The organism is Nonomuraea sp. NPDC048892 (assembly GCF_040649735.1).
In the GTDB taxonomy this organism is placed as follows: Bacteria; Actinomycetota; Actinomycetes; order Streptosporangiales; family Streptosporangiaceae; genus Nonomuraea; species Nonomuraea maheshkhaliensis.
Genome location: NZ_JBEZFZ010000001.1, coordinates 738,254 through 755,881, shown reverse-complemented (window position 1 = coordinate 755,881; position 17,628 = coordinate 738,254). Strand labels below are relative to the sequence as shown.

Below are 17,628 nucleotides of genomic sequence, written 5' to 3'. Positions count from 1 at the left end.
AGGCGGCGGGCCTGCGACAATGGAGCGCGTGCGCGTTCTAGTCATTGGATCCGGTGGGCGTGAGCACGCCCTGTGCCGTTCACTCAAGCTCGATCCCCAGGTCAGCGAGCTTCACTGTGCGCCAGGCAATCCTGGCATCGAGGAGGTCGCGACCGTCCATCCGGTCGATCCGCTCGACCCCGGGCAGGTGGCCGAGCTGGCGGCGCGGCTGCGGGTCGACCTCGTCGTGGTGGGGCCGGAGGCTCCGCTCGTGGCGGGCGTGAGCGACGCGGTGCGCGAGGCGGGCTTCGCCTGCTTCGGGCCCTCACGTGACGCGGCCATGATCGAGGGGTCGAAGGCGTTCGCCAAGGAGATCATGCGGGCGGCCGACGTGCCGACCGCGCGGGCCAGGACGTGCGAGACCGAGGAGGAGGCCGCCGCGGCGCTCGACGAGTTCGGCGCCCCCTACGTGGTCAAGGAGGACGGGCTGGCCGCGGGCAAGGGCGTGGTCGTCACCGACGACCGCGACAAGGCGCTCGCCCACGCGCGGGCCTGCGAGCGGGTGGTGATCGAGGAGTTCCTCGACGGGCCCGAGGTGTCGCTGTTCGCGCTGTGCGACGGGAGCACGGCCGTGCCGCTGCAACTGGCGCAGGACTTCAAGCGGGCCTACGACGGCGACGAGGGTCCCAACACCGGCGGCATGGGCGCCTACACGCCGCTGCCGTGGGCGCCGGAGGGGCTGACCGAGCAGGTCATGCGGGAGGTCGTGCATCCGACGATCGGCGAGCTGGCCCGGCGCGGGCTGCCGTACCAGGGGGTGCTCTACGTGGGCCTGGCGCTGACCGCGAAGGGGCCGAAGGTGGTCGAGTTCAACGCCCGCTTCGGCGACCCGGAGACGCAGGTGCTGCTCGACCGGCTGGAGACGCCGCTGGGCGGGCTGCTGATGGCCAGCGCGACCGGTGAGCTCGGGCTCGACCCGGTCTTCCGCGACGGCGCGGCCGTGACCGTGGTGATCGCGGCCGAGGGCTACCCGGAGTCGCCGGCCAAGGGCGACGTGATCACGGGGCTGCGCGAGACCGCGAACGCGTACGTCATCCACGCCGGCACGAAACGGGCGGGCGACGACATCGTCTCCAACGGCGGGCGGGTGCTCAACGTGGTCGGCCACGGGCCCGACCAGGAGAGCGCGCGTCGGGCGGCCTACGACCTGGTCGCCGGGATCGGCCTGCGCGGCTCCTTCCACAGAACGGACATCGCCCGATGAAGCGTGTGCACTCCGGCAAGGTACGCGACCTCTACGAGACCGACGAGGGCCTGCTGCTCATGGTCGCCTCCGACCGGATCTCGGCCTTCGACTATGTCATGGAGCCCGACATCCCCGACAAGGGGGCCATCCTCACGCAGATGTCGCTGTGGTGGTTCGACCAGCTCAAGGACGTCGTGCCCAACCACGTCGCGGGCCGCGGCGACGACTCCCGCAGCGTGCTATGCCGGCCGCTGAAGATGGTCCAGGTCGAGTGCGTGGCCAGGGGCTATCTGGCGGGCGGCGGGCTGAACGAATACCGCGCGAGCGGCACGGTGTCCGGGGTGGCGCTGCCGCCCGGGCTGGAGGACGGCTCGCGGCTGCCCGAGCCGATCTTCACGCCGTCCACCAAGGCGCCCCAGGGCGAGCACGACGAGCCGATCTCGTACGAGCAGGTCGTGGCGCTGGTCGGCGCGGAGACGGCCGCGAAGCTGCGGCGGATCACGCTGGCGGTCTACACGCGCGGCGCGGAGATCGCCAGCGAGCGGGGCATCATCGTGGCCGACACGAAGATCGAGCTGGGCTGGGACGCAGACGGCGTGCTGACGCTGGGCGACGAGGTGCTGACGCCCGACTCTTCGCGGTTCTGGCCGGCCGACGAATGGAAACCCGGCCGTTCCCAAACGTCGTTTGACAAGCAATTTGTACGTGATTGGCTACTATCGCCCGAATCTGGATGGGACAAAGACTCAGGAAACCCCCCACCTCGGCTCCCCGACCACATCGTCGAGCTGACCAGGCAGCGATACCTAGAAGCGTATGAGCGCATCACGGGGGCTTCCTTTAGCGGATGATTCGGCTGGGTCATGTGGTGTGAGCGACTACTGTTGGCCCGATCGAGCCTCACCGCCAGAATCAAGGAGCCGCACGAATGGTCCGTTACCGCGTGCGCGGTGGCAACGCACTGCGTGGAACCGCGTTCATCCAGGGCGCGAAAAACGCCGTGCTTCCCATGATCGGCGCGGCTCTGCTCGCCCCGACGGGCCGCACCGTCCTGCGCAACGTGCCGATCATCGAGGACGTCCGCCGCGCGGTCGAGCTGGCCGAGGCGATCGGCGCGTACGTCGAGCTGCACGAGTCCGAGCGCACGCTGGTCATCGACGCCTCCAAGGTGAACAGCCCGGTCCTGCCCGCCGAGATCGCCCGGCGCTTCCGCGGCTCCGTGCTGTTCACCCCCGCCCTGCTCCACCGCCTCGGCGAGGCGATCGTGGAGGGGGTCGGCGGCTGCAACCTGGGCAGCCGTAACCTCGACTTCCACTATCTCGGCTACAAGCGGCTGGGCGCGATCGTGGACGAGGGCGAGACCGTCATCCACGTCAAGGCCTCCGGCCTGACCGGCGCCACCCTCTACCTCGACACCCCCTCCCACACCGGCACCGAGAACCTCATCATGGCCGCCGCCCTGGCCAAGGGCACCACCGTGATCGAGAACGCGGCGCTGGAGCCCGAGGTGCTCGACGTCATCGACATGCTCACCAAAATGGGCGCGCGCATCAGCGGCGGCGGCACCGGCTTCATCACCGTCGAGGGCGTCGAGGAACTGCACGCGGTCGAGCACACGGTCATGCCCGACCGCCTCGACGCCGGCGTCTTCGCGATGGCGGCGGCGATCACCGGCGGTGAGGTCAGCCTCGTGGGCACCGACCTCGACCTCGGCGTCGTGCGCTACAAGCTGGAGCAGATGGGCGTGGAGTTCCACCGCCAGGGGGCTGTTCTACACGTACGCTGCGGCGGCCCGCTGCGGCCGATCAACATCATCACCGACACCTATCCGGGCTTCGCCACCGACCTGCAGTCCCCGATGATGACGGTCGCGGCGCTCGCCGACGGCACCAGCTACATCCATGAGCGCATCTTCGACGGTCGCTTCGCACTGGCCGGCGAGCTGAACAAGATGGGCGCCAACGTGGAGGTCGAGGGGAGCAGGGCCGTCGTCCGCGGCCGCACCCCGCTCACCGGCACCCAGGTGACGGCGCACGACCTGCGTTCGGGGATCGCGCTCGTTCTCGCCGGCCTGGCCGCCGAAGGGGAGACCCAGATCGACTCGGGATACCTGATCGATCGCGGCCACGCGCATCTCGCCGCGCGAATGCGCGCACTCGGCGCGGACATTACACGAGAGATTTCAGAGCGCTAAAAAACGGTAGAAAATCCGCTTTGAGCTGCCAGAACATCATGTCGGGCGGTCAACCAGAACGGCTTTCCGGAAAAGTCGGGCGTGACATTACGGCCCCCGCGAGCGATCGTTCCAAAAGAGAGCACTGCAACGGACGGCAGGATGGGACGAACATTGGTCGAGAGGGCCGAAGAAACTCCCCGAGTGTCACGCCCGGGCGCTATGACACCGGACCTCACCATCGGCGTGGTCGGACCCCACGACCTGGTCGAGCGAGTCATGCTGATGGGTCACGCCGCGGCGCCGCTGCCGTGTCGCCTGGTCGCGGCCGCGTACCGCGACGAACAGGAGGCGCCCGACAAGGTGACGCGGCTCGGTCCCGGTGTCGACGCATGTCTGTTCGCCAGCCCGGTCCCCTATGACCTGGCCAGGCGATCCGGCGTGCTGACGATGCCCGCGACGTACGTGCAACTCGGCGGAGCCGCACTGGTGGCGGCGTTGGCCAAGGCCGCGCTGGACACCCGGATGGATCCCCAGAAGGTCAGCATCGACGTGGTCAGCAGGGCCGATGTCGAGGAGGCGTACACCGACCTCGGCATCCCCGCCGCGGACGTGCACAGCCGCGACGAGCCGGGAGCCACCGGCACGATCGCGGCCTACCACGAACGCCTGGCCCGTCAGGGAGCCACCACGGGAGCGCTGACGTGCCTGCCCGCGGTGGCCGAGCGCCTGCACGCGGCGGGCGTACCGGTCATCAGGATCAGGCCGACGTCGGCTGCGGTCCGAACGGCGCTGCACACCGCGGCGCTGCTCGGGGCGCATCACCGGCTGGAGGAGTCACAGCTCACGGTCGTGCTGGTGGAGGTGCCGACGCTGCGCGAACCCGTGCGCCGCGCCGCCCCCCGCTACTGGCGCGACGAGCTGCGGCTGTCGCTGCACCGGCTCCTGGTCCAGGAGGCGAACCGGATCAACGCCACCGTCTGGCCCATCGACGATCACAGCTATCTGGTGACCGCCACCAGGGGCTCGATCGCCGCTGCGACGGACGGATTCAGGGTGTTGCCCTTCGCCGCCAGGATCAGGGACGAACTGGGGCTGGCGGTCGAGGTCGGCGTGGGCATGGGGCGTACGACGCATGACGCGGAGTCGCACGCCAGGGCCGCGCTCGCGCGGACCCAGGCGGGTAAACAAGCACAGGGATTCGCGGTGGATCGCGAGGGGCGGGCGCTCATCCCGGCCCCCCGGATGCCCCCTACCGGGGCCACCGCACTCAAGCCCAAGGGGGTGGAGGTACTGGCCAGGCTGGCGGCGAAGCTCGAAGGCGGCGACACCGTGGTCGATGCCGAGGGCGCGGGCAAGATGCTCGGCGTCACGCCCCGTACGGCCCGGCGGTTGCTGCGCACGTTGGTTGACGAGGGACTCGCGTGGCCGCTTCCGCCGAACCGTACGCCGCAACCCGGGCGTCCCAGGCAGCTGTACCGGCTGATCGTGGAGAAGCTGGGGCCCCGCTGAACCTGGGGCTGACCCTGGGGCTGACCTGGGGTGGAAGTATGGCCCGCCGTGTCGCGGCACGGCGGGCCCGCACCCTCGCGTGACCACTGCATTGACGGAGGGTGTCAGGACAGCCAACAAGAACGTTGACTCTTGTGAACTAATTGGTTGACGAGGGTGAATGGAGGGTATGTTCTCCCACGCCCCCGATCGACGCGATTCGGACGGGGGCACCAAATCCCCTCTTCCTGCCGCCACGACGCAGCCTTACGGCCGCCTTTGGCGGCATTTCGGGCCTTTCGGACCACCTCCCCCCGCGTGAAGGGCTGCTGCGCGGGGCTGTGGGGTAGCTGGGAGCGCTTCCGTGGCGACAGTGGCTCCAGGTTCTGCGGGCGCGCACAAGGCCCGCCATCGAGGCCGTCAGCGCTTGCGGAGAACGCGCGCCGTCGGCCCGGCGCATGCCGAGTCCGATACCCGCTGGGATTCTGTCGGAGACACTCGGTAGAGTCACGAGCCATGAGTTCAAACGCTACTGACAGCCGGTCTCCACTGCTTGTCTGGGGCGCCCTGGCGATCGTCTACGTGGTGTGGGGCTCGACCTACCTCGGCATCAGGATCTCCATCGAGACCCTGCCGCCGATGCTCCAGGGCACACTGCGGTTCGTGACGGCCGGGCTGCTGCTCGGCGGGTTCCTGATGATCAGGAAGGGCCGGGGGGCGTTCAGGATGTCCTGGCGCCAGGCCGGCGGCGCCGCGCTCGTCGGAGTGCTGCTGCTCACCGGCGGCAACGGCATGGTCGCCGTGGCCGAGCAGCACATCTCCTCGGGCCTGGCCGCGCTGCTCGTGGCCGCGGTGCCGCTCTGGCTGGTAGTCCTCAGACTCGCCTTCAGAGACCGGCCCGCCGTGCTGACCCTGGCCGGGGTGCTGGTCGGGTTCTGCGGGGTCGCGGCCCTGTCGCTGAACGGCGGCGGCGAGGCGGCCGACACCAGCGGGATCGTGGTGATCCTGCTGGCGTCGGTGTCGTGGTCGGTCGGCTCGTTCCTGGCCGGCCGGATCCCGATGCCCCGCGACGCCTGGACCGCCAGCACGATCGAGATGCTGGCCGGCGGCCTCGGGCTGGCCGTGGCCGGCCTGTCGCTCGGCGAGCGGCTCGACCTGACCGCCGTCTCCGGGCGGTCGTGGCTGGCGCTGGCCTACCTGGTGCTGGTGGGCTCGCTGGTCGGCTTCACCGCCTACACCTGGCTGCTCGGCAACGCGCCGATCTCACTCGTCTCGACGTACGCCTACGTCAACCCGATCGTGGCCGTCGTCCTCGGCGTGCTCGTGGTCGACGAGCACGTGACGCCCCAGATCCTGGTCGGCGGGCTGGTGATCCTGGTCGGCGTCGCCCTAGTGGTCTCCACCGAGCGACGCGGACGATCCAGGACTCCCGCCGTCACCACCGAGCCCGCGCCCGTGAGCAGCCCGACCTCCCCTTGAGCGGCGAGCGGCCGTGACCGGCACCGTCACCAGGCGGCGAGCGGCCGTGACGGCCGCCGCCGCCTGACGGCCAACAGCTCGCGGCTAACGCCGGAATGCCTGGGCGGCGGCGAGGAAGGCGTCGTTCGCCTCGGGCGTGCCGATCGACACCCGCACCCCCTCCGGCTGGAACGGTCGCACCGCCACGCCCTCGGCCGCGCAGGCCGCGGCGAAGTCGAGCGTGCGCTCGCCGAGGCGCAGCCAGACGAAGTTCGCCTCGGTGGGCGGCACCGTCCAGCCCTGCGCGATGAGCGCCTCACGCACACGCGTGCGCTCCTTGACCACTCGCTCCACCCGTTCGAGCAGCTCGTCCTCGGCCTTGAGCGAGGCGATGGCGGCGACCTGCGCGAGGGCGTTGACCGCGAACGGGATGATCGTCTTGCGCACCGCCGTGGCCACCGGCTCGGGCGCGATCAGGTAGCCGACGCGCAGCCCGGCCAGCCCGTACGCCTTGGAGAACGTGCGCAGCACGCAGACGTTGGGCCGGTCGCGGTAGAGAGTGAGCCCGTCGGGCACGTCCTCGTCGCGCACGTATTCGTGATACGCCTCGTCGATGACCACCAGCACGTCCTCGGGCACCCGGGCGAGGAACGACTCCAGCCCGTCGCGGCGGATGGCGGTGCTGGTCGGGTTGTTGGGGTTGCACAGGAACACCATGCGGGTGCGCTCGTTGATCGCCGCGGCCATGGCGTCGAGGTCGTGATCCTCACCCGCCAGCGGCACGGTGACCGAGGTGACCCCGGCCAGGTCGGCGAGGAGCGGGTAGGCCTCGAACGAGCGCCACGCGTAGACGACCTCGGCCCCGGGCTCGCCCACCGCCTCGAACAGCTGCTGCGCCACGGTGACCGACCCCGCGCCCAGCGCGATGTGGTCGAAGGGCACGCCGAACCGCTCCGCGATGGCCTCGGTCAGCTTGACCGAGCCGGGGTCGGGGTAGCGGTTGATCTCCCGCGCCGCCTCGGCGATGGCCTCGACCACGGAGGGCAGCGGATCGTAGGGAGATTCGTTGGAGGACAGCTTGTAGGAGCGCCCGTCGGGAGCGACGACCGCTTTGCCCGCCTTGTAGGCAGCCATGGTGTCCAGGATCTGGCGGAAACGAGGCATGCCCTCACCTTAGAAGGCAAGGGGCGATGAGGCATCCTCCGGGCCCGCCGCTCACTCCTTGAGGCTGCGCAGCATGGGCGGATGCAGCAGCTCGGCGGGGCCGCGGCGGTAGAGCTTGGCCGGCCGGCCGCCGTCTCTGGTCGTCGTGTCGCCGGTCTCCAGCAGGAAGTCCTTCGCCTTGGTGACCTTGCGGTGGAAGTTGCGCGGGTCGAGCGGACGGCCCCAGACGATCTCGTAGACCCGCCGCAGGTCGGCCACGGTGAACTCCGGCGGGCAGAACGCCGCCCCCAGCGAGGTGTACTCCAGCTTCGCCCGGGCCCGCTCGATCCCGTCGAGCATGATGCGCCGGTGGTCGAAGGCCATGACCGTGAGCGAGCCGACCGGCTGCCAGCTCATGTGGGCCTTCTCCGAGGCCGGCAGGTCGGGGGCGAGGCCCAGGTAGGCGACGCTCAGCACGCGCTGGCGGGGGTCGCGGTCGGGGTAACCGTAGGTCTGGAGCTGCTCCAGGTGCACCGGCGCGCCGGGGAGGCCGGCCCGCTCGGCGAGCACGCGGTGGGCGGCGGCGGGCAGGTCTTCGTCGAGCTGGATGAAGCCGCCGGGCAGCGACCAGCGGCGCAGGAACGGCGGATTATCGCGGCGCCACACGAGGGCGCTCAACGCCTGGTTACGCACAGTGAGCACGACCAGGTCGACACTGACCGGGATGCTCGGGACCATGGCAGGCACGTTACACGCAGTCGTGGGCGGGCAGCGAACCGTGCGCCCCGGCCTGCTGGGCCACCGATCCGGACCCGCGCCCCTGAGCGCCCCGCCCCCGGCTAGGTGACGATGCGTACGTGCAGGGGCTCGGTGGCCGACTGCCCCGACGGCACCTTGACCCCGATCCTGACCCACTCCCCGCCCGGCACCTGGCTCCAGTCGAACGGCACCCACGCCGTCGCCATGCCCTCCGGCAGTTCCTCCTCGAACGGGTCCTCGTTCAGCCAGCCCACGGCCGAGACCGCCATCTCCTTGGTGCCGCCCGACCAGGTGAGGGTGATCGTGCTGTTCTTGAGGTTGTAGCCGCGCACCTCCACGCCGTCCTGGACGTCGCGCGGGCGCCTGATCGCGTCCACGGCGATCGGCCTGCCCCAGTCCTTGGCGATCTCCTCTTCCAGCGACGGCCGGCCGCAGGTCATGAAATCGCTCCACATGTAGGAGACGATCTTCTGCACGTACCGTCCGGCCATCGTGACCGCCTGGTCCAGGCGTTTCTTGTCGGTCTTGCCGCGCGTGCCCTGCGGGGCGCAGGGTGGGTCGCCGGAGGGCTCGAACGCCTCCACGTTCGCCCAGAGCTGCACGTGGTAGCCGGAGTCGATCATCTCCTGGCGGGCCGCCGCCATCTCGCGGTAGTAGTCGCGGGTGGACCCGTGGTACGCGTCGCCGTACGTCGCCTCCTCGCCCACCCCGCGGACCGACCGCAGCCGCTCGTCCACCTCGTCGTCGCGCTCGTCGGGCCAGAACAGCCCCACCTTGCCCGTGCCCCGACTGTCCTGCGGCGCGATGATGCCGACCCCGGCCTTCACCAGCGCCTTGAAGCCCTCGGCCACCTGCTTGGGCGTCTGCCCGAAGGCGACCTCCTTGCGCGCGTCGAGATAGGGACTGATCAAGATGGGTTTGCCGGACAACTCCTGCTCGACGATCATGTGCTGGTCGGCGTACACCTCAAGCGTCGGGTTCGTGGCCAGCGTGGCCGACATCTGCACCTCGAACGGCTGGTAGACGCCGCCCAGCGCGTCGCGCTCGCCGAAGCGCGCGCCGTAGTCCTGGAGGATGCGCCGGGTCAGCGTGGTGAGCGTGCCGAGGTGCCGCTTCTCGGCCCTGATCTGCGACTTCGCGTCGCGCGGGGCCAGCGGCAGTGCGGGGAAGACACGCATGCCGAACTGGTCGGCCAGGTCGAGCAGCTTGGTCAGGCTGTCGGTCTCGGAGCCGGCGACCAGGATCATGTCGTACGAGCCGGGCTTGCCGCTGAAGTCGCAGGTGGCGTCGTCGGAGCCGTCGGCCTGGGTGATGAGCCGGTAGTAGATGCGCTTGCCTGCCACGATCGGGTGCTCGATCTGGGGGCAGCGGAACAGGTCGGGGCCGAACGACTCGTCGGTGCGGTAGACGTACATGCGGCCGATCCGGTTGTCCGGATGGGCCTGCTGGAGGTCGTGCAGCGCGGCGTCGTAGCAGGTCATGCCGTTCTCGACGCAGCCCTTGTAGAGCGAGTCGACGGAGCCGTCCTTGGCCTTGATCTGCCCGGTGTCGGTGACGGTGCGGAACTGCAGGCCGTAGCCGATCCTGATGATCGTGTCGCCGCCGACGCGGTGGATCTCCTGCAGCTGCTTGCGCCACGTGCAGGGGTTCGACTTGGGGGTGATCCAGTAGCCGGTGACGGCGTAGGGGGCCTTCTCGCCGGTGTCGAACGTTCCACAGTCGTCGGTGAACTCACTCACCGCCGGCGTCGGCGCGGCCGTCGTCTTGACCGGCGTCGAGGCGACGGCCGTGGGGACCGTCTTCTCCGCGGAGTCCGGCAGCACGATGATCACGGCCGCGATCACGGCCAGGACGGCGGCGCCCACGACCAGGAAGAGCCAGCGCACGTTCAGGAACCTACCCGCCCTCGTCAGTTCTCGTGAGTTACGGCTTGACCCCGGCCCAGGACTCCAGCTGTGTCACGAACCGCTTGGCGGAGTTGGGCCAGTGGTGGTTGGCCCGGGCCGCCGCGTAGCCTCGCGCGCCCTGCGCCCGCCGCTCCCTGACGTCGTCGCGCAGGGTCAGCACGGCCTGCGCGACCGCCTTGGGGTCCTCCCACGGCACCACGACGCCGCTGTCATAGCGCTCGACCAGCTCGACCGCCCGCGGTGACGGGGTCGTGATGACCGGGATGCCGTGCGCCATGTACTCCACGATCTTCGTGGGCATCGAGTGCCGGTAGTTGGGCTCGTCGTGCAGTAACGACAGCCCGGCCAGTGCCCCGTCGAGCCGCTTGAGCGCCTCGTCGTTGGGCATGAAGTCACGCCATTCGAGCAGGCCCTCGGTGACGGCCTGGTTGAGCACGGGGCGGCTCTGCGGGTCGGCGTACCCGATCAGCTCCACCGTCACCCGGTACGGCTGCAGCAGCTTGGCCACCTCGATGGCCTCGAACACGCCGCGCGCCCTGGACAGCCAGCCGAGGTAGACCACACGGTCGTCGCCCGGCGGCGTCACGGAGTCGGGCACCCAGGTCTCGTTCGGGACGATCAGGTGGGCGTCCTTGAACCTGCCCGCGTAGGCCGTCTCGGCCAGCAGCAGGTGCATGTGCCGCTCCGCGGTACCCTCCAGCATGCGCGCCAGGAAGCGCACCGGCGGCCGCAGCGGCGCCGGCAGCCACGGCTTGAGCGAGAGCGTTGCGGGGGTGTCCTCGTGCACGTCCCACACCACGGGCGGGCTGTGCCGCATCCCCCACACCGCGAACAGCAGCTCGGGGTCGTGGATGAGGACGAGGTCGACCTTGTCGCGCATGCGCTTGAACAGCCGCCGCGCGGCCCACACCGCGGCCATCCGCTTGCGCTGGGCGGCCCTGGGCAGATCCACACCGGTGACCCACGGCCGGGGCACGACGCCGTGCGCCGTGAACGACGCCGCATACGTGACCTCATGACCGGCATCCACAAGGGCACGGATCTGCCGATGCAGAATTCTCGCGTCCTCGGGGTTATGCACCACCGTCATGACGAGCACGTGCACTGCGCGCAACCCTCCGTCGCTACAGCCGCTCGACGCGTTCACCCTCGGCGAGGACGCCGCGGGTGTCCAGCACGAGCCTGGCCTTGGCCTCGACCATGTCGAGGTCGAACGCGGCGTGCTGCTGAAGCAGCAGCGTCACGTCCGCGTTGATCACGGCCTCGGCCAGATCCTCCTCACGCGGCACCGGGGTGCCGTCCACCGACCACTCCTTGACGTACGGGTCCGCGAACGAGAGCTCGGCGCCCAGCTCCAGCAGCGCACGCGCTACGGGGAGGGCCGGGGTCTCACGCTCGTCGGCGATATCCGGTTTGTAGGTGACGCCGAGCATAACGACTTTGGCGCCGTTGACGGCCTTTTTATGCCTGTTGAGCAACCGTTGTGCGCGAGCGACCACGTACGAGGGCATCCGCTCGTTGATCTCCTGCGCCAGCTCCACGAACCGGAACGGGTAGCCGAGCTTGCGCACCGTGTACGACAGGTACGACGGGTCCACCGGGATGCAGTGCCCGCCGACCCCCGGCCCCGGCAGGAACTTGTGGAAGCCGAACGGCTTGGTGGCCGCCGCCTCGATGGACTCCCACAGGTCGATGCCGAGCTCGTCGCAGAAGATCGCCATCTCGTTGACGAGGGCGATGTTGACGTGCCGGTAGGTGTTCTCCAGCAGCTTGGCCATCTCGGCCTCGCGGGTGCCGCTGACCGGCACCACCTGCTCGATGAACTGCCCGTAGAACGCCGTGGCCCGGTCGCGGCAGGCCGGAGTGAAGCCGCCGACGACCTTGGGTGTGTTGCGCAGGCCGAACTTGGGGTTGCCCGGGTCGATGCGCTCGGGCGAGAACGCCAGCGAGAAGTCCTCACCGGCGACGAGCCCCGACTTCTCCAGCAGCGGCCTGGCCACCTCGTCGGTGGTGCCGGGCCACGTGGTGGATTCGAGCACGACGAGCGTGCCCTTGCTCAGGTTGCGGCCGACGGCCCTGGTCGCACCCTCCACCGCGGACAGGTCCGGGCGGTGGTCCTCGTCGAGCGGGGTCGGGACGCAGATGACGATCGTGTTGCTTCTGGCCAGCACGCCCTCGTCGAGCGTGGCGCTGAACCCGCTGGCCAGCATGTGCTCAAGGTCGGCGTCGGTCAGGTCATCGATGTAGGACTGCCCGGCGTTGAGCGCGTCGACCTTGGCCGGGTCCACGTCCACGCCGACGACCCGCAGGCCGGCGGCCACTGCCTCCTTGGCGAGAGGCATGCCGACGTAGCCCAGACCGATGACAGCCAAGTCGATTTCTGTCACAGCTGTGCCTTTGGGAGCCGGAAACAACACTTCATGGTCGCAAAGGTTATCTCAAGTCCACCTAGCTCACGCCTAATGCGACCGAACCTGTCGTAAGAGACAGCCAACGCGAAGGTCATCATTCGGCAAGGGACCGGTATAGAGCTTGATAAGTCTCGGCAACGCGGCTCCAAGTCCGCTTCGCCGCCACTTCCGCACGTCCCGCCTCACCCATCTCAGCCCGCCGCGCCGGGTCCTCACGGAGCCCGGCGATGGCCTTGGCCAGCTCGGCGGGATCACCGGGCGGGACCAGCAGGCCGGCTCCGTCGGAGCCGACGAGCTCGGACAGCGCGGGCAGATCGCTGAGCACGACGGGCTTCCCGAGCGCCATCGCCTCGACGGGTTTCAATGGCGTAACAAGTCGGCAGACGCGCAGATCCTCACGCGGGCAGGCGAAGATGTCGATGGCGTCCTGCGCCTGGAGCGCCTCGTCCGGGCCGACCCGGCCGGGCAGGATGGCGTCGCGCAGGCCCAGCTCCTCGACGAGTTCGAGGAGGTTGTCGCGCTCGGTGCCGTCGCCGACGATCAGCACCCGCACGGGGGTGTTCTGGTCGCGCAGCAGCGCGGCGGCGCGCAGCAGGGTCGCGAAGCCCTCGTAGGCCACGATGCTGGACACCGAGCCGACCACGATCTCGCCGTCGGCGATGCCGTACGCGCTCCTGAACGACGCCCCGTCGTAGTGGGCCGACAGCAGCTCGTCGTCCACGGCGTTGGGCGCCAGGTGGATCCGCTCGCGCGGCACGCCGCGCTCGACGATCTCGGTGGCCATCGTCTCGGCCAGCGTGACGACGGCGTCGGCCTCGCGCATGAGGAACGCCTCGCGCTCGCGCTGGAGCACGTGCCGCTGGCTGCCGACCCTGATCGGGTCGCGCGAGGCCCAGGTCTCCTCAAGGAAGCCGCGCACCTCGTAGACGTACGGCGTGCCCGTCCTGTCGCGCACGGCGTGGGCGACGGAGCCGTTGCGGTGGTCGGTGGCGGCGTGCAGGACCTGCGGGCGCAGCTCGGTGACCAGCTTGGTGACCCGGTCGGCGCCCTTGATCATGCGCCCCTGCATCTCGAACGGCATCTCGCCGTGAGCGCCCGGCAGCAGTCGGTAGTAGGGGATGCCGTCGATCTCGTCGTACGGCGTCGCGTCCGCGTGCCCCTGCAACATGGGCCAGCCCCAGCTGGTGACCACGTGCGGGTCGATGCCCGCGGCCTTCTGCGCGGTGACGATGCGGTGGGTCCTGACCGTGTAGCCGGCCTGCGTGTACGGCAGCGCGTTGGTGACCAGGTGCAGCACGCGCCCCTTGACCCGCTCCAGGATGGCCACCTTGGGCCCCGGCGGGATCGGGTCGGGACTGATCGCGGCCAGCTCGCCCCGGTAGTAGGCGGCCCTGCGCTTGACGAACGGGTATTTGGCGTGGGCGTCCAGCACGACGGAGGCCTCACTGACCCGGCCGGCGTCCCAGAGTTCCTTGGCCTCGTTCCACGGTCCCTTGACCACGCGCATGCCGAACTTGCGCACGATGCGCCTGGCCCGGCGGGCGGCCGGCCAGGCGACGCTGCCGACGATGGGGCGCAGGCCCTTGGGCAGCGCGTCGGCGGCGGCCTGCGCCACGCGGACGGGGTCGGACTTGACCTTCGTCACGACCACGCGAGAGACGATGATCGGGTGCTGGACGAAGCCCTTGAGAAGTCCACCGACGCCGGCACGGGCGGACTTCGCGGAGACCCCGTCAGATCTGCGGGAGGAGTCTTGACGACTGGCGTCGGATGCCACGCTGGGACCGTACCATAGGCAGCGTTTTTTCCCTTCCGCTATGAAAGGCGAGGTCAATGAGGGAAAACCCCCTGGTCCTGCACGTTTTGGGCGCTCGTCCCAATTTCGTGAAAGCGGCCCCGGTGGTGCGGGCACTCGGCGAGCTCGGCGTGCGGCAGGGCATCATCCACACTGGTCAGCACTACGACGCGCTGATGTCCGACGTCTTCTTCGCCGATCTCGGCCTGCCCGAGCCGGTGGCCAACCTCGGGGTCGGCTCAGGCAGCCACGCCAAGCAGACCGCCGCCCTGCTCGTCGGCCTTGAGGAGGTCGTCCAGGAGCACGAGCCCGACCTGGTCGTCGTCTACGGCGACGTGAACTCCACGCTGGCCGCGATCCTGGTCTGCGCCAAGCTGGGCGTACGGACCGCGCACGTCGAGGCGGGGCTGCGCTCCTACGACCGCGGCATGCCGGAGGAGGTCAACCGGGTCGTCACCGACGCACTGGCCGACCTGCTGTTCGCCACCTCGCCGGAGGCGCTGTCGTACCTGGCGGGCGAGGGCGTGCCCGCCTCGAAGGTGCACCTGGTGGGCAACCCCATGATCGACAGCCTGTACGCGGCGCTGCCGTCGCTGGACCCGGCGCCCGTGGTGGCGCGGCTGGCGCTGCCCGCACGTTACGCGGTGGCCACCCTGCACCGCCCGGCCAACGTGGACACCCCGGAGGCCGCCAAGGAGCTGGTGGACGCGGTGCTGGAGGTCTCGCGGCAGATCCCGATCGTGGTGCCGATCCACCCGCGCGGCAAGGCGCGACTGGCCGAGGCGGGCCTGGTGGACGGCGAGTCGATCAAGGTGGTCGACCCGCTGGGCTATGTGGACTTCCTCTCACTCGTCCGCGGCGCCGCGCTGGTCGTCACCGACTCCGGCGGCGTCCAGGAGGAGACGACCATGCTCGGCGTCCCCTGCCTGACCGTCCGGCCCAACACCGAGCGGCCGATCACGATCACCCACGGGACGAACCGCCTGGTCACCCCCGCGCTGCTGCCCGCGGCGGCGGAGAAGGCGCTGGCCGACGGCGCGGCCACGCCGGCCGGTGAGCTGCCGGTGCTGTGGGACGGCAAGGCCGGGCCGCGCATCGCCACGGTGATCGCCGCCTGGTTGGAGGGCGACAACCTCGCCCCTGCCTCTCAGGGCAAACGCCGCGAATAGCGGCAATGTCCGCCGTACTATGAGTTCCCTCCGCTAAGCGATAGGCGTACCACCATGGCCGATACTCCAGAACAGCCCACCTACCAGCGACTCGGCCCCGTCAACTGGCTGCCGGAAGAGCGCAAGCTCGTCGAGCGGTACGAGGCGGAGGTCACGGAGCTGCGCAGGCGGCTGGAGATCGCCGAGGCGAAGGCGGCGTACGCGACCTGGAAGCTGGAGGCGACCCAGGCCAAGCGGACGTTCAAGCTGGGTGAGGCGCTGGGCTCGAAGAGCCCGGGGCGGATCGTCGAGGCGGTCCGCTCGAAGGAACGGGCGCCCAAGCCGCCGCTGCCGGTCAGCGAGGCCGCCGCACTGGCCGGCAACCGTCCTCCCCTGGTCGAGGTGCCCGCGGTGAAGTGGCCGAACGGCCCGGTGGCCCGGCCTGACCTCAAGGTCGCGGTGATCCTCGACGACTTCTCCAGGGCGGCCTTCCGCTACGAGTGGGACCAGATCGAGTTCGGGCTCAAGGACTGGCCGGAGATCTTCGCCGACAAGCGGCCCGACCTGCTGTTCTGCGAGTCGGCCTGGCACGGGAACCAGGGCCGCTGGCGCTACCAGATGACCGGCACGAACGCTCCGAAGGAGCCGCTGCGCGAGCTGGTGGCGTGGTGCAAGCAGGAGGGCATCCCCACGGTCTTCTGGAACAAGGAGGACCCGCCCAACTTCGACTTCTTCATCGACACGGCCAAGCTGTTCGACTACGTGTTCACCTGCGACGGTGACATGCTGCCGAAATATCGGGAAATTTTGGGACATGATCGGGTGGACGTGCTGCAGTTCGCCGCCCAGCCCCGCGTGCACAACCCGATCCAGCAGAACAAGGGCCGCCTACACGACGTGGTCTTCGCCGGGATGTACTTCAGGGACAAGCATCCCGAGCGCCGCGAGCAGATGGAGACCGTGCTCGACCCGGTCAGGGAGCTGGGCCTGCACATCTTCGCGCGCAACGGCGAGGTGGACGAGAAGTACGCCTGGCCGGAGAAGTACCGGCCGCACATCGTGGGCGAGCTGCCCTATGACCAGATGCTGGCCGCGTACCGGATGTACAAGGTCTTCCTCAACGTCAACTCCGTGCTCGACTCCCCGACCATGTGCGCCAGGCGCGTCTTCGAGCTGTCGGCCTGCTCGACCCCCGTCGTGTCGGGCTGGTCGCGGGCGATCGAGGAGACCTTCGGCGACCTGGTGCCGATCGCGCGCGAGCCGATCGAGTCCTACAACCAGGTCCTGCACCTGATGAACAGCCCCGAGTTGCGGGCCAGGATGGGCCACCTGGCGATGCGCGAGGTGTTCGACAAGCACCTGTTCTCGCACCGGGTGGACCAGATCCTCCAGGACCTCGGGCACCACGTGGAGCCCAGGTCGCGCTCGATCTCGGTCGTGCTGCCCACCAACCGCGCCGCGCAGATCGAGCACGCGATCTCGTCGGTCGCCAAGCAGCGGCACCGCCCGCTCCAGCTGATCATGGTGCTGCACGGCCTGGACATCGACCCGGTCGTGGTGGCCGACAAGGCTCGCATGGCGGGCATCTCTGACGTCGTGGTGCTGCCCGCCGCCGCCGAACTGTCGCTCGGCGCCTGCATGAACCTGGGCATCGACGCCGCCGAGGGCGAGCTGATCGCCAAGATGGACGACGACAACCTCTACGGCGAGCACTACCTGTCGGACCTGGTCAGGGCCTTCGACTACTCCGACGCGGAGCTGACGGGCAAGGGCGCGCACTACGCGTACTTCGAGGGCAGCAACACCACGATGTTGCGCCTGCCCGGCCTGGAGCACCGCTACTCGTGGCTGGTGCAGGGCGGCACGTTCCTCGGCAAGGCGGACCTGTTCCGCTCGTACCGCTTCGCCGACATCACCAGGGGCGAGGACACCCACCTCGTACGGCGCCTCAAGGAGGACTCCGTCAAGATCTACTCGGCGGACCGCTTCAACTTCGTCTACTGGCGCAGCGCCGACACCGCGATGCACACCTGGCAGGCCGACCACATCAAGCTGACCAGGAACGCCCAGTTCTCCTTCGTCGGCCGCCCGGACGATCACGTGCTGATCTGAGTCCAT

The 17,628-nt window shown here is 69.6% G+C and carries 13 protein-coding genes; 7 read left to right on the top strand and 6 right to left on the bottom strand.

The window, feature by feature from the left end; all coding sequences use genetic code 11:
* Window positions 1-28: 28 nt before the first annotated feature.
* The 5 genes from purD (at window position 29) to AB0C28_RS03755 (ending at window position 6,368) form a co-directional block, all read left to right on the top strand.
* A complete protein-coding gene (purD, locus tag AB0C28_RS03775; RefSeq protein ID WP_358073011.1) occupies window positions 29-1,243 on the top strand; it encodes a phosphoribosylamine--glycine ligase in 1,215 nt (404 codons plus the stop codon).
* A complete protein-coding gene (locus AB0C28_RS03770; RefSeq protein WP_358073010.1) occupies window positions 1,240-2,076 on the top strand; it encodes a phosphoribosylaminoimidazolesuccinocarboxamide synthase in 837 nt (278 codons plus the stop codon). The genes purD and AB0C28_RS03770 overlap by 4 nt, the downstream gene beginning before the upstream one ends.
* Before the next feature lie 77 nt (window positions 2,077-2,153).
* Entirely contained in the window at window positions 2,154-3,419 is a 1,266-nt protein-coding gene (murA, locus tag AB0C28_RS03765) for a UDP-N-acetylglucosamine 1-carboxyvinyltransferase (RefSeq protein ID WP_358073009.1), read from the top strand.
* 201 nt (window positions 3,420-3,620) lie between these two features.
* On the top strand, window positions 3,621-4,910 hold the full coding sequence (locus AB0C28_RS03760; protein WP_106247572.1) for a GTP cyclohydrolase IIa: 1,290 nt from the start codon (window positions 3,621-3,623) through the stop codon (window positions 4,908-4,910).
* Window positions 4,911-5,405: 495 nt separating this feature from the next.
* Window positions 5,406-6,368: an EamA family transporter gene (locus AB0C28_RS03755; protein ID WP_357838985.1), complete on the top strand. Its 963-nt coding sequence runs from the start codon at window positions 5,406-5,408 to the stop codon at window positions 6,366-6,368.
* 84 nt (window positions 6,369-6,452) lie between these two features.
* Here AB0C28_RS03755 and hisC read toward each other — a convergent pair whose 3' ends face one another.
* The 6 genes from hisC to AB0C28_RS03725 all read right to left on the bottom strand — a co-directional run bounded on the left by hisC (window position 6,453) and on the right by AB0C28_RS03725 (window position 14,218).
* On the bottom strand, window positions 6,453-7,511 hold the full coding sequence (gene hisC / locus AB0C28_RS03750; protein WP_357838989.1) for a histidinol-phosphate transaminase: 1,059 nt from the start codon (window positions 7,509-7,511) through the stop codon (window positions 6,453-6,455).
* A gap of 51 nt (window positions 7,512-7,562) precedes the next feature.
* Window positions 7,563-8,228 (bottom strand): NUDIX domain-containing protein, encoded by a 666-nt coding sequence (locus AB0C28_RS03745; protein ID WP_346102338.1) that lies wholly within the window; start codon window positions 8,226-8,228, stop codon window positions 7,563-7,565.
* A 101-nt stretch (window positions 8,229-8,329) separates the two neighbouring features.
* A complete protein-coding gene (locus AB0C28_RS03740) occupies window positions 8,330-10,135 on the bottom strand; it encodes a DUF4434 domain-containing protein (protein WP_358073008.1) in 1,806 nt (601 codons plus the stop codon).
* A 37-nt stretch (window positions 10,136-10,172) separates the two neighbouring features.
* Window positions 10,173-11,261 (bottom strand): glycosyltransferase, encoded by a 1,089-nt coding sequence (locus AB0C28_RS03735; RefSeq protein ID WP_346102372.1) that lies wholly within the window; start codon window positions 11,259-11,261, stop codon window positions 10,173-10,175.
* A 19-nt stretch (window positions 11,262-11,280) separates the two neighbouring features.
* Window positions 11,281-12,528, bottom strand: a complete 1,248-nt coding sequence (locus tag AB0C28_RS03730) for a nucleotide sugar dehydrogenase (protein ID WP_357838995.1) — start codon at window positions 12,526-12,528, stop codon at window positions 11,281-11,283.
* A 133-nt stretch (window positions 12,529-12,661) separates the two neighbouring features.
* Window positions 12,662-14,218: a glycosyltransferase family 4 protein gene (locus AB0C28_RS03725; protein WP_358073007.1), complete on the bottom strand. Its 1,557-nt coding sequence runs from the start codon at window positions 14,216-14,218 to the stop codon at window positions 12,662-12,664.
* A gap of 182 nt (window positions 14,219-14,400) precedes the next feature.
* Between AB0C28_RS03725 and wecB the strand changes: the two genes are divergently transcribed.
* Both wecB and AB0C28_RS03715 read left to right on the top strand, forming a co-directional pair.
* The gene (gene wecB, locus AB0C28_RS03720) at window positions 14,401-15,531 is read left to right on the top strand and encodes a UDP-N-acetylglucosamine 2-epimerase (non-hydrolyzing) (RefSeq protein WP_357839000.1); all 1,131 of its coding nucleotides are present in this window, start codon (window positions 14,401-14,403) and stop codon (window positions 15,529-15,531) included.
* 54 nt (window positions 15,532-15,585) lie between these two features.
* Entirely contained in the window at window positions 15,586-17,622 is a 2,037-nt protein-coding gene (locus AB0C28_RS03715; protein WP_357839003.1) for a glycosyltransferase, read from the top strand.
* The last annotated feature ends 6 nt before the right edge of the window (window positions 17,623-17,628 follow it).

Coding starts and splice junctions, on each gene's coding strand:
- AB0C28_RS03770 (WP_358073010.1), top strand. CDS start 1,240: ATGAAGCGTGTGCACTCCGGCAAGGTACGCGACCTCTACGAGACCGAC.
- murA (WP_358073009.1), top strand. CDS start 2,154: ATGGTCCGTTACCGCGTGCGCGGTGGCAACGCACTGCGTGGAACCGCG.
- AB0C28_RS03760 (WP_106247572.1), top strand. CDS start 3,621: ATGACACCGGACCTCACCATCGGCGTGGTCGGACCCCACGACCTGGTC.
- AB0C28_RS03755 (WP_357838985.1), top strand. CDS start 5,406: ATGAGTTCAAACGCTACTGACAGCCGGTCTCCACTGCTTGTCTGGGGC.
- hisC (WP_357838989.1), bottom strand. CDS start 7,511: ATGCCTCGTTTCCGCCAGATCCTGGACACCATGGCTGCCTACAAGGCG.
- AB0C28_RS03745 (WP_346102338.1), bottom strand. CDS start 8,228: ATGGTCCCGAGCATCCCGGTCAGTGTCGACCTGGTCGTGCTCACTGTG.
- wecB (WP_357839000.1), top strand. CDS start 14,401: ATGAGGGAAAACCCCCTGGTCCTGCACGTTTTGGGCGCTCGTCCCAAT.
- AB0C28_RS03715 (WP_357839003.1), top strand. CDS start 15,586: ATGGCCGATACTCCAGAACAGCCCACCTACCAGCGACTCGGCCCCGTC.